Raw genomic sequence first — 11235 nt, 5'->3', positions numbered from 1 at the left:
TTCATGAAGCCATTCAACCGTATTCTGATCACCGGTGCAGCCGGCCGCCTTGGCTCTGAGCTGCGCAAAGGCCTCGCGCATCTGGCCGAGCATGTGCGCATCTCCGACCGTGCCGAAATGGCGGATGTGCAGCCGCACGAAGAAGCCGTCGTCTGCGAGCTTGGCGATTACGAGGCCGTCATGGCGCTGACCAAAGATGTCGACGCCATCGTGCATTTTGGCGGCGCGCCGCTGGAGGTGGAATTCGAGACCATCCTAGACAGCAACATCCGCGGCTCTTACCACATCTACGAAGGCGCGCGGAAACATGGTGCCAAGCGGGTGATCTATGCCTCTTCCGTGCATGCTATCGGCTATCACGAAATGGAGGCGCACATCGACGCCGATAGCCCGGTGCGCCCCGACAGCCTCTATGGCGTCTCCAAGAACTTCGTCGAAAGCCTCTCGCGCCTCTACTGGGACAAGTTCGGCATCGAAAGCCTGTGCCTGCGTATCTTCTCCTCTTTCCCGGAGCCTGCCGACCGGCGGATGCTGTGGAGCTGGCTGTCGTTCCGCGACTGCGTGCAATATGTCGAGCGCGGCCTGACCGCACCGCGGCTGGGCCACACCATCGGCCACGGTATCTCGGACAACCGCCTGAAGGTGGTGGACGACAGCAAGGCGGGCCACCTTGGCTATCACCCGCAGGACAGCGCCGAACCTTTCCGCGAGGCGATGGAAGCCAAGACGGATACGCCTGACCCGAACGCACCCGGCGTCAAATACATCGGCGGCTGGTTCTGCGAGCTGGGCCACCCGGAAGACGAGGCCAAGTGATGCGTGACACCTATGATGTGGTGATCGTCGGCGGTGCAGTGATCGGCTCGGCAGTGGCCTATTTCTTGACCGCAAATCCGGATTTTGACGGCTCGGTGCTGATCATCGAGCGCGACCCGACATTTGCCCAGGCCTCGACCTCGCTCAGTTCCTCGGCGATCCGCAACCAGTTCTCCAATCCGGTGAACGTGCAGATCGGCCAGTTCGGCACCCGGTTCATCCGCAACTTCGCCGAAACCATGGAAGTGGATGGGGAAAAGCCTGACCTGAACTTCCACGAAGGCGGTTATTTGTTCCTCGCCTCGACGGACGAGCAGGTGCAGATCCTGCGCGAAAACCACGAGGTGCAAAAATCCCTCGGCGCCGATGTGGTGCTGTGGAACCCGGATCAGATCAAAAGGGCCTTCCCGCACCTGCGCGTGGATGACCTGCAGCTGGCGAGCTATGGCCAGTCGGGCGAGGGCTGGTTCTCCAATACCGGTCTGATGAATGGCTTCCGCAAGAAGGCCCGGGCGCAGGGCGCGGATTACCTGATTGATGAGGTGACGGATATCGCACGCGAGGGCGATCGCATCACCGGTGTCACCTTGAAGTCCGGCCAGAGCATCGCTTGCGGCACACTGGTCAACGCCTCTGGCCCGCGGGCGGCGCAAACTGCAGCAATGGCGGGGCTCACCATCCCAGTGGAACCGCGCAAGCGCTCGCTGTTTGTCTTTGACTGCGCTCAAACGCCCGAAGGCACCGCTGCCGTGAACAACGGCCGGCTGCCGCTGATGATCGACCCCTCCGGCAGCTTCTGCCGCCCCGAGGGCAAGTATTTCCTCTCCGGCACCGTGCCGTCCGAGGACCCGGCGGTGGACTGGGACGACTTCGAGCCGCGGCACGAGGAATTCGAACGCATCTGGATGGATCTGGCCGAACGCTCGCCTGCGTTTGAGGCGATCAAGCTGGTGAATTTCTGGGCCGGCCACTATGCCTTCAACACGCTGGACCACAACGTGATTGCCGGGCCCCATAACGAAGTGCGGAACTTCATCTTCGCCAACGGCTTCTCGGGCCACGGCCTGCAGCAATCCCCTGCAGTGGGGCGGGGGGTGGCGGAATGGATCATCTATGGCGAATTCCGCGCCCTCGACCTCAGCGAAATCGGCTATGATCGGGTTGTGAGAAACGAACCTTTCCTGGAAAAAGCTGTTATCTGATCCGCTTGCGCAGAATGCCATGACCCAAAGCCGTCTCAAACTGCCGCCGCTGAACGCCTTGAAGGCGTTCCATGCAGCGGCGCGCCACAGCTCGATCCGCAGCGCTGCGGATGAGCTTCTGGTGACACCGCAGGCGGTGAGCCAGCAGATCAAGCTGCTGGAGGACACGCTGCAGGTCACCCTGTTCGAGCGCCGCGGCCGCTCGATTGAGCCGACCGAGGCCGCAATCCTGCTGGCCCGCTATGTCGAGGCCGGGTTCGAGGAACTGGCCGAAGGCGTGCGCCGGGTTACCAACCGCAAGTACAAGGACCGGATCACCCTGAACGTCTCGCCCTATTTCGCCACCCGCTATCTTCTGCCGAGGCTGGAGATGTTCCGCGAGTTCGTGCCGCAAAGCGATCTGCGGATGACCACTATGGTCGACACTCCCGACTTCACCCGCGATGACATCGATGTGGCGGTGCAATGGGGATACGGCGGCTGGGGCGATCTGGACACCACGCTGCTGCTGAAAGACCACAAGCTGATCTGCTGCACGCAGGAGGTGGCGGCGCGGATCAAGACACCTGCCGACCTTCTGAACGAGACTCTGCTGCATCCGGTTCTGCAGAATTCCCTGTGGCGGGACATCCTGCAGTTCTTTGGGCTGGAGGCGGCGGAAGAGGCCTCGGAGATCGCCTTTCACGATGCCGCCACCATGCGCCGGGCGACGCTGTCCGGCATGGGAGTAGGCCTGATTTCCCGCGCCGATGCCGAGCGGGATCTCAGGGCCGGAGACCTTGTGGCGCCGCTGGGAACAGATACCCTGCTGGCGATGCCGCCGGAACAGATTCCCGGCTTCTACCTGGTGCTGCCGCGGGCGCACCGGCGGGTCAGCGGAGTCGGAAATTTCTGTGATTGGGTCACTGGCCAGGATTGGAAGGAGATACCGGCATGAGCGATGGAACCGCAGCGGTTGTAACCGGCGCCGCGTCCGGTATTGGCGCAGCCGTGGCGCTGCGGCTGGCGGCCCCTGGTGCCAGGCTGACATTGCACACGCGGGCGTCCGCCGGACGGCTGCAAGCGGTGGCAGAGCAGGCCCGCGCCAGGGGAGCCGAGGTGGAAACGGTCCTTGGCGATCTTGCCGAAGCCGGTACCGGCAGATCAGTGGCTGAGGCGCATCGCGAGCGGTTCGGTGCTCTTGATGCGCTGGTGGCCAATGCAGGTTTTCCATTGCTTGTTCCCTTGGAGGACATGACACCCGCTGACATCGCCTATGCTTTCCAGGGCAACAGCCAAAGCTTCTTTGAGCTGGCCCAGGCCGCGCAGCCGATGCTGGCTGTCTCCGGCCGCGGCCGGATCGTGGGAGTCAGCAGCTTTACGGCACATGTCTTTCGCACCGATATGCCGCAGTTCCCTGCTTCTGCAGCCTCCAAAGGCGCCGTGGAAACCGCCGTGCGCAGCCTGTCTCTGGCACTTGCCAAGGACGGGATCACCGTGAACTGCGTGGTGCCAGGCTATATCCGCAAGGACGCCGGAACCGCAGACAGTTTGGACGCCGAAACTTTGCGGCAAATCGAAACCCGCATTCCGTTGTCCCGTCTGGGGGAACCGGAAGACGTGGCGGGTGCCATCGCGTTTCTTCTAAGCAAGGATGCGGCTTATGTGACTGGTCAGATTATCCATGTGAACGGGGGGCTGATCTGATACGCCGGGCAAGCAGCCCTGGCTGCCGTCCCGGGGCACGCCGCCGCTGAGATCCGGTACTGCTGCCGTGCCGGGAAAAAGCCACGACGTTCAACTCCCATAGGATCGCGATCCGCCAACCCGCTCGGCTATTAGAAAACGCCGGTGCAATCAGCGCAGCGCAGAAAGCTCTTGGGGCGGAGGGTGCCTTTGGTTATCAGGCCGAACTTTTGCGAGGGTGGCGAGCCACCGTTGCAAGGCCATGCCATTGAAGGCTGCTGTTCGGGAAACGTCTGCGCCGGTGGAAAGAGAAACCTAAGCAGCCTCTACTCGGACACTTCGGCCACGAAGCAGGCAAGCCCGGAACTGCCGGCAGGCCCCTCGCGTTCTTTGCCGAATAATACTTGGCCATAGAGTGACTATTTGAAATGGTCTGGCGTGACTGCTGCGAACTCCTGTTTGCCGGAGTCAGAAGTCCTCCCACCGGACCAGGCCTTCGGTGCCTGTGGCGGCGGGCGGGGCGGAGTCGCTGTCCGCTAGGCCTTTCCCGTCATCATCCCATGCTTCGGCCGGCTCCGCCACCGCGGGGGCATCTTCGGAAGGGGCTGGGGGTGCGTCTGCCGCTGCAGGCGGCTGGCCGCTGATCGAGAAATGAGCCACCAGTTCAGCAAGCTTGCTGGCATCAGAGTTCAGCATATGCCCGGCGGCTGTGGCCTGTTCGACCATAGCGGCATTCTGCTGCGTAACCTGATCCAATTGCGTCACCCCGGAATTGATCTCGTTGAGACCGGTGGACTGTTTCACTGCACCCTCGGCAATTCCGGAAACAAGCTCCGAAATATGTGTGACCCGCGCCACGATGTTCTGCAGCGCTTTGCCAGCCTTGCCGACCAGGTCGACACCGCGTTCAACCTGCTGCGAGCTTTCGCTGATCAGCGTCTGGATTTCCATCGCCGCATCGGAGGAGCGCTGTGCCAGCGCCCGTACTTCGGCTGCCACCACTGCAAAGCCCTTGCCGGATTCACCCGCCCGGGCTGCCTCGACACCTGCGTTCAGCGCCAGGAGATTGGTTTGGAAAGCGATGTCATCGATCACTCCGATGATTTTGCCGATGTGGTTCGAGCTTTGCTCGATCTCGGTCATTGCGGACACCGCATTCTGCACCACGGTATCGCTGGACTGTGCCTCAACGCGGGCTTCTTCCATGGTTGCTTCGACGCTGCGGGCGCCTTCGGCGGACTCGGTTACTGAAGCTGTCAGCTCATCCAGCGCTGCCGCGGTCTGTTCCAGCGTTGCCGCCTGGCTTTCGGTGCGATGCGAGAGGTCGTCCGAGGCCTGGCTGATCTCAGCGGCGCCGTTGCGGATACTGCCAGCAGCGTCGACAACCTGCTGCACCGTTTCGTTCAGAGTTTCCAGTGTCAGGTTGTAGTCATGGCGGAGCTGTTCGTGATCCTTGGGAAAGGTTTCGCTGATCGGCTGCGAGAAATCCCCCGCAGACAGCCGTACCAGGCCGGCGCTCAGGCTTTCGACAACGAATTGCTGCTCCCGCTGCAATTCGTCCCGGCGCTCCTCAGCCAGCCGGGCCTGTTTCAGGTCAGCCTGCATCGACACCAGGGTCTTGCCGATCTTGCCGATTTCATCCTGCCGCGATGCTGCTTCAATCCGGGTGTTCAGATTGCCGGAGGAAACCGCCTCCATATGTTCACAGATGCGATTGATCGGTTTCGTCACCGAGCGGGCAAACAGCCAGCCCAGGAAGGAGATCGCGGCGGCACAGGACAGCGAGACAAGCAGCATCACCTGGCGCTGCCGGGCCGCGGGGGCCAGGATTTCCGCCCGGTCAAGCTCGGCGATCACGGCCCATTGAATGCCATGGAAATTGAGCGGGCCGGTTACGGCGGTGACGGTGCGGCCGTCCTCCTTTTGAACTTCCGGGTGAAACAGTTCCGCGTGGCGACCATCTGTGCCGCCGTCCGGCTGCGCCTCAGGGCCGCTGGAGAACGCCGATTCTATATAAGGCAGGTGCGGCAATTCCTCGAGCACATCGTGGCCGCCATCCAGGCGGGACGGGGTGCGGGCCTTGAAGTCCTTACCGATCAGGTAGACGTCCAGTGTTTCCAGTTCGCCGTCGAAATTCGTGGTAATCCGCGCGATCTCGTCAATGGCGATCTGAAGGGCGAAAACACCGGCAAACCGGCCCTTTTCGTCCAGGACGCGGGTCGCTGCAAAGGCGGCCGGCGCATCTTGGCTGGGTTCATAGCTTTCTATGTCCGAGAAATAGACCCGCTCCGCTTCGCCCGAAGCGGCCATCCGGAATGCCTTGGCCAAACCGGTTTCACGGTAGCGCCCGGACACCATGTTGGTGGCATAGTCGCTTTCTTTGGTGACGGAGAAGATCACGTCGCCTTCCGGGCTGATCAGGAAGACGTCGTAAAAACCCATCCGTGTCATGATTTTTTTGAACGCCGGGTGGCTGCGTTCGAAATGCAGGTCGTAGGGGGAGGCGGCCGTGGCAAACATTGACAGGTTTTGGACTTCGGATTGATCTGCGCCGCTCCGCGTCGCCCAGGTGACGCTCAAGTCCTGCATCGCCTTGGCCGTGGACGGGACCGAGGCAAGGGTCAGAATGGCAGCATCGATGCTTTTCAAGTATGCCTGCAGTGCGAGTTCCCGGTCGCGCACCATTGATTGCATAAAGACTTCGGTGTCATGGAGCACACCGCGCCGGAAGTAGTTTGTGCTGAGGGCAATCAGGATCACGGTAAGTGTCAGCGTGGTGCCGACAATCAGCAGCGGCAGCTTGTGGGAGAGCTTCAACGATTTGAACACGGCTTCCTAACCTTCTGCGGAGAGGCATACGGCGGAGTGGACCCCCGGCGCATGCTATGGGCGCAAGTTGCCCTCATACAACTTGAGATGGATTTGTGATCAGTTAACACGCCTGAGGTTTTATGATGGGTTTTCGATTTTTTATGATGCCTTCCAATTCGCTTGACCTGGAACGGAAAGCTGCGGGACGGCGGTCTGATGACAGAAACGGTCTAAACCGAAGCGGCAGAAATTAACCATTTGGGCAGCGGTGCCGGAGCGGCTGGCAGCGCCAGAAAGGCCGATCCGGCCGCTGGGCGAGCCGCTGTCCTGCTGCAAATCCGGCTGCGAATCGCTGCAGCCTGCGCCGGGCTGATGAAGCAGTCCTGGCCGCCCGTAGCGAATTCCCCCTGCTTTCGAGGCATTTCCCAGAAAAAACGCCGGACTGTTCGGGTTTTTCTGGAAATGCGCAGGTTTTTTTTGCCATGGTTAAGCATCAATAACCGGGGGGTTAGGGAATTGTTAACACTGCCGCATTCTGTCCATAGATTCGTCTCAGCCTTGCAATATTGGACCTCATTCCAGCCACACGCCTGAATGACGATGCCTTTGTGGGAAGCTGGAGTGAGTAATGAGACTTCTTATTGCTGCGATTGCGGCATGCCTGTCCTTAGGCATGCCCATTGGCGCGGCCGCGGATGACACGCGGTCAGGCGTCAGGTCGATTGAGGGGTGGGAGGCCGTTGGACGGCTGAACATCAGTAACAAGAACATGTGCACGGGCGCGCTGGTCGCGCCAGATCTGGTGCTGACAGCGGCGCATTGCCTGTACGATCCCCGGACCGGCGGCAGGGTTGATCCGGCCACGATCTGGTTCGAGGCAGGGCTGTCGGGCCGTGAGGCCGTGGCATTGCGACAAGTGGTGCGGGCGGTCATGCATCCGCAATACCGGTACCGTCCAGGCGGCAGCCATCAGATTGGCAGTGATCTTGCGGTGCTGAAGCTGGACCGTCCGATCAGCCGCAGCCGGATCCAGCCGCTGGCGATGTCGAACGGTGCCGCGCGCGGCGATGTGCTGGGGGTTCTCTCCTACACACGGCGCCACGCCACCCGCCAGAGGCTGAAGGAGTCCTGCAGCGTGCTGGCGCGGCAAAGCCGGACGCTGGTGATGTCCTGCCTGGTCGATTTCGGGGCCTCGGGCTCGCCGGTTCTGGAGCTGCGTCCGGGCCTGCCGCCGCGGCTGGTGTCGGTGATCTCCGCCAAAGCGGCAATGGGCAACCGCCGGGTCTCGATCGGAACCGCACTTGATGCGTCGCTGTGGGATCTGATGCGGCGGGCGGGTTAACAGCCCCGGCAGTGAAGATTGCGCGGCCTGCCTGCAAAAGCGAACTGGTTTACGGGTTGTTTACGGCTCGCGGAGGGCTTCGCGGGATTTGTACAGCGGCTTCAGCAGATACTGCAGAACGGTTTTTGCCCCGGTCTGCAGTTCTGCCGTGGCCCGCATGCCGGGACGGATCTCAATCGCCTGCTGGCGTTCGGTGAAGCCGGATTTATCCACGCGCACCGTCACCCGGTAAAAGGGCTCGGCGCGCGGGTTGCGCTCGTCTTCAAAGGTGTCGGCCGAGACAAAGTCCACTTTGCCGCGCAGTGAGCCATAGACTGTGTAGTCATAGGCTGAGAGCTTGATGGTGGCGTCCTGGCCGGGCTGCACGCTGGCGATGTCCTCGGGCTTGACCTGCGCTTCGACAAACAGCTCCTCTCCCAGCGGGATGATCTCCAGGATTTCCTCGCCGGGGCGGATCACGCCGCCAATAGTGGTGACGGCCAGGCTGTTGACGATGCCGGCCATGGGAGAAGTGATGATGGTGCGGTTCAGCTGATCCACCGCCAGCCGCTGTTCCTGGCGCAGGGTGGTGAGCTCGCGCAGGGTCTGGGAGTATTCCTCGGCCTGCTCCAGTTCGGCCTGGGTGCCGATTTCATTGTATTTGGCCCGGGCGTCGGTGGCGGCCTTGCGGGCCTTGTTCACCTCGATCAGCGCGACGATCTTCTGCTTGTAGAGCTGCTCCATATTGGCGAGTTCGCCGTTCAGCTGATCCAGAATCTGGCGGGCGCTGTCGCGGCGGCTGCTGAAGTCGGTCTGCCGCGCGGTCAGCAGGCCACGCTCAGAGGCCAGGATACTGGGCGAGCGTTGCGCCAGCATGTCCGGCACGGCGAATTCAAAGGCGCCTTTCATCTGCGCCTCCAGCCGGTAGCGCTTGATCTCCAGCGCGTCGATCTGGTTCTGCAGCTCGTCCGCGGCGGTGCGGAACTTGGTGTCCTGCAGCTTGGCCAGCACCTGGCCGGCGGAAACGACATCGCCCTGCCGCACATGCAGCTCGGCCAGGATGCCGCCTTCGAGGTTCTGCACGATCTGCGCGCGGGAGGAGGAGACCACCTGGCCTTCGCCGCGCACAATTTCGTCGATGGATGCAAAGGCGGCCCAGATCAGGAAGGTCAGCACCGCCGCCAGCGCCAGATAGATGATGCGGCTGGCGCTGCGCGGGGTCTCCGCGGTGCCGTAGGGGTCATTCAGAGCCATGGTCATTTGCCGTCTCCTGCTGCCAGATGCGCCAGAACCTGATCGCGCGGGCCGTCGACCACCATCCGGCCCGACTGCAGGATCAGGGTGCGGTTGGTGAGCGAAAGGATCGGCATCCGGTGGGTGGCAATCACCGCGGTCCGGCCTTCGAGCCAGCCTTCCAGGCGGCTGACCAGGGTGCGCTCCAGAGTTTGGTCCAGAGCAGCGGTGGGCTCGTCAAGCAGCACAACCGAAGGGTTCTGCAGCCACAGCCGCGCCCAGCCGATCGACTGGCGCTGGCCGATGGACAGCCCGTGGCCGCCGTCGCTGATTTCCAGATCCAGCCCCTTGTGGTGGCTGCGCACATGGGCACCGAGGCCGGCAAACTCCAGCGCCTCCATCAGCCGCTCGTCATCGCGCTCCAGCTGGTTGAGGTTCAGGTTGTCGCGCAGGGTGCCGGCAAAGAGGCGCACGTCCTGGCTGAGATAGCCGATGCCCGCCCGCAGGTCGCGGGGGTCGATCTGGGCCATATCGGTGCCGTCCAGCATGATGCGGCCGCGGTCTGGGGCGTACAGGCCCGACAGCAGTTTCAGCAGGGTGGACTTGCCCGAGCCGTTGACGCCCAGTACCGCCACTTTCTGGCCCGGGGTTATGGCGACGCCCTGAACATCCACGGTGGGTGCGGCGTCGTCGTCATAGCGGAACATGATCTCGCGCAGTTCGAACCGGCCTTCGAGCTTCTGGCGGCGCAGATAGGTGCGCTCCTTTTCCTTCTCCTGCGGGGCTTGGGCAATGGCGTCCAGCCCTTCCAGGGCTGCCTTGACGTTGCTCCAGCGGGCCAGGGTTGCAGCAAATTGGGTCAGCGGTGCCAGGGTGCGACTGGTCAGGATGCCGGTGGCGATGATGGTGCCCACGGTGAACTCGCCGGCAAACACCAGCAGGGTGCCCAGCACAACGGCGGTGATATAGGTCGCTTGCTGCACGCCCTGGGACCAGTAGGTGAGGGCGCTGGACAGCTTGCGCTGCTCGGTGGCGGAATGGGAGGACAGCGTGTTCAGCTCATCCCAAAGCCGCAGCACGCGCTCTTCGCCGCGCTGGGTTTTCACGGTGTCGAGCTCTGTAACTACCTCATGCAGCAGCCGCCCGGCCTTGGCATTGGCGCCCTGAGTCTGGCGGGTCAGGGCAATCATCTTCTTCTGCATGAAGTAGGCAGGCAGCAGCATCAGAATGCCGCCGGCAATGATCACCCAGACAACCGGTCCGGCAATCGAGGCCACCAGCAGCAGGAACACCGCGATAAAGGGAATGTCGGCGAGGGTGGAAATGGTGGAGGAGGTGAAGAATTCCCTTACCGAGCCGAAATCCCGCATCGCTGCAAACAGGCCCGAAGGCGGCAGCGGTTTCTTGTCGGAGCGCATGCCGATCAGGCGGCGCATCAGGTTGTGCTGCACCGACAGCTCGATCTGGCGGCCTGCCGCATCGGTCAGCCGCGCACGCGCCAGCTTCAGCATCGCCTCCAGCGCAATCGCCAGGAAGGCGCCGACGGCCAGCACCCAAAGCGTTGCATGCGACTGATGGGGCACCACCCGGTCGTAAACCTGCAGGCTGAACAATGCCACCGAAACCGCCAGGATATTGGCGACCAGCGAGCCCAGCATGATTTCGCCCACTTGGCGGCGGTACTTGGGGAACTCGCTCCAGAACCAATGGCCGGGGTCAATTTGCGGCGTGTGCTTGGCCGCCATTTGTTTCAGCGAGGGGCGGGCCGACAGCACAGTGCCGGTGAAATAGGGGCTGAACTCGCCCAGCGGTACCTCGGTGCGGTTGTCGGCGCAGGATGTGTCGTAAATGGTCAGCACATCTTCGGTCTGGCTCAGCACCAGCACGCACTGGCCGCCGGACATGACTGCCAATGCCGGCCAGAGCGCCGGGTTCAGGCCTTGCTTGTCCAGAATCTTCGGCTGCAGTCCAGCGGTTTGCACCGCCTTTGCCAGCGAATGCAGCGACAGGTCGCCAGGGGTCTCGCTCCACAAAAAGGCGGCAATGTCGCTGACCGGCACTTCGCTGCCCTTCAAAGCCGCCAGGGTGGCGATCAGGCTGGCCCGGTGCTGGATCCGTGCCGCAGCGCCTTCCAGCAACGAGCCGACTTCGGGCTGGCTCTCGGCTGCCTTTGCTTTCGGGGCTGAT

The 11235-nt window shown here is 62.5% G+C and carries 8 protein-coding genes; 5 read left to right on the top strand and 3 right to left on the bottom strand.

The features are described 5' to 3' along the window. Positions 1-3 precede the first annotated feature (3 nt). The 4 genes from RA20_RS05005 to RA20_RS04990 are packed head-to-tail and all read left to right on the top strand — an operon-like array spanning position 4 to position 3704. Positions 4-816, top strand: coding sequence for an NAD-dependent epimerase/dehydratase family protein (locus RA20_RS05005; protein WP_039125281.1), 813 nt, complete (start codon positions 4-6; stop codon positions 814-816). Then, positions 816-2018 (top strand): NAD(P)/FAD-dependent oxidoreductase, encoded by a 1203-nt coding sequence (locus RA20_RS05000; protein ID WP_039125279.1) that lies wholly within the window; start codon positions 816-818, stop codon positions 2016-2018. Before RA20_RS05005 ends, RA20_RS05000 begins: the two co-directional genes overlap by 1 nt. A gap of 19 nt (positions 2019-2037) precedes the next feature. Beyond that, the gene (locus tag RA20_RS04995) at positions 2038-2955 is read left to right on the top strand and encodes a LysR substrate-binding domain-containing protein (RefSeq protein ID WP_039125277.1); all 918 of its coding nucleotides are present in this window, start codon (positions 2038-2040) and stop codon (positions 2953-2955) included. Then, a complete protein-coding gene (locus RA20_RS04990) occupies positions 2952-3704 on the top strand; it encodes an SDR family NAD(P)-dependent oxidoreductase (RefSeq protein ID WP_039125275.1) in 753 nt (250 codons plus the stop codon). The genes RA20_RS04995 and RA20_RS04990 overlap by 4 nt, the downstream gene beginning before the upstream one ends. 447 nt (positions 3705-4151) lie before the next feature. Here the strand turns inward: RA20_RS04990 and RA20_RS04985 are convergent, their stop codons facing one another. Then, positions 4152-6512, bottom strand: a complete 2361-nt coding sequence (locus RA20_RS04985; RefSeq protein WP_039125273.1) for a methyl-accepting chemotaxis protein — start codon at positions 6510-6512, stop codon at positions 4152-4154. Positions 6513-7122: 610 nt separating this feature from the next. Between RA20_RS04985 and RA20_RS04980 the strand changes: the two genes are divergently transcribed. Then, positions 7123-7836, top strand: a complete 714-nt coding sequence (locus RA20_RS04980) for a trypsin-like serine peptidase (protein ID WP_082017914.1) — start codon at positions 7123-7125, stop codon at positions 7834-7836. Positions 7837-7896: 60 nt separating this feature from the next. Here the strand turns inward: RA20_RS04980 and RA20_RS04975 are convergent, their stop codons facing one another. Together RA20_RS04975 and RA20_RS04970 are read right to left on the bottom strand one after the other, a co-directional pair. Next, positions 7897-9075 carry an HlyD family type I secretion periplasmic adaptor subunit gene (locus RA20_RS04975; RefSeq protein WP_039125269.1) on the bottom strand — a complete coding sequence of 393 codons (1179 nt, stop codon included), beginning with the start codon at positions 9073-9075 and terminating at the stop codon, positions 7897-7899. Then, a partial coding sequence (locus RA20_RS04970; protein WP_039125267.1) for an ATP-binding cassette domain-containing protein occupies positions 9072-11235 on the bottom strand: 2164 nt, incomplete at its 5' end. The genes RA20_RS04970 and RA20_RS04975, both read right to left, overlap by 4 nt.

Origin of the sequence: Leisingera sp. ANG-Vp, from assembly GCF_000813725.1 — a bacterium.
Taxonomy (GTDB): Bacteria; Pseudomonadota; Alphaproteobacteria; order Rhodobacterales; family Rhodobacteraceae; genus Leisingera.
This window is presented reverse-complemented; position numbering and strand designations above follow the sequence as displayed.

Excerpts from the sequence above, each read along its gene's own strand:
- RA20_RS05005 (WP_039125281.1), top strand. The coding sequence starts at position 4 with ATGAAGCCATTCAACCGTATTCTGATCACCGGTGCAGCCGGCCGCCTT.
- RA20_RS05000 (WP_039125279.1), top strand. The coding sequence starts at position 816 with ATGCGTGACACCTATGATGTGGTGATCGTCGGCGGTGCAGTGATCGGC.
- RA20_RS04995 (WP_039125277.1), top strand. The coding sequence starts at position 2,038 with ATGACCCAAAGCCGTCTCAAACTGCCGCCGCTGAACGCCTTGAAGGCG.
- RA20_RS04990 (WP_039125275.1), top strand. The coding sequence starts at position 2,952 with ATGAGCGATGGAACCGCAGCGGTTGTAACCGGCGCCGCGTCCGGTATT.
- RA20_RS04980 (WP_082017914.1), top strand. The coding sequence starts at position 7,123 with ATGAGACTTCTTATTGCTGCGATTGCGGCATGCCTGTCCTTAGGCATG.
- RA20_RS04975 (WP_039125269.1), bottom strand. The coding sequence starts at position 9,075 with ATGACCATGGCTCTGAATGACCCCTACGGCACCGCGGAGACCCCGCGC.